Origin of the sequence: Mesorhizobium sp. M2E.F.Ca.ET.209.01.1.1 (genome assembly GCF_004010375.2) — a bacterium.
Lineage (GTDB): Bacteria > Pseudomonadota > Alphaproteobacteria > Rhizobiales > Rhizobiaceae > Mesorhizobium.
Window position 1 is genome coordinate 1 of the sequence record NZ_SADP02000475.1, and the last position, 361, is coordinate 361.

General features: G+C 62.3%; 1 protein-coding gene. It reads left to right on the forward strand.

Annotation, left to right across the window (positions count from 1 at the left end; genetic code table 11):
• On the forward strand, nt 1–361 hold a 361-nt coding region (locus tag EN852_RS36550), incomplete at both ends, for an aminotransferase class I/II-fold pyridoxal phosphate-dependent enzyme (protein ID WP_135879739.1).

Below are 361 nucleotides of genomic sequence, written 5' to 3' on the forward strand. Positions count from 1 at the left end.
ACGTCGAGAAGATCGCGGCGGCGGTCACACCGCGCACGAAGGCGCTGTTCATCAACACGCCGTCCAATCCGACCGGCTGGACCGCCGACCATGAGACCTTGCGAGCGATCCTCGATCTCGCTCGCGCCAAGGGCCTGTGGATCATCGCCGACGAGATCTATTCGCTGTTTCACTATGGCCACGGCCGCGCGCCGTCGTTCCTCGACATCGCGGAGGCGGAAGACCGCATCCTGTTCGTCAACAGTTTCTCAAAGAACTGGGCGATGACCGGCTGGCGGGTCGGCTGGGTCAAGACGCATCCAAGCCTGCAGCAGGTGTTCGAGAACCTGATCCAGTATTCCAACTCGGGCGTCGCCCAGTT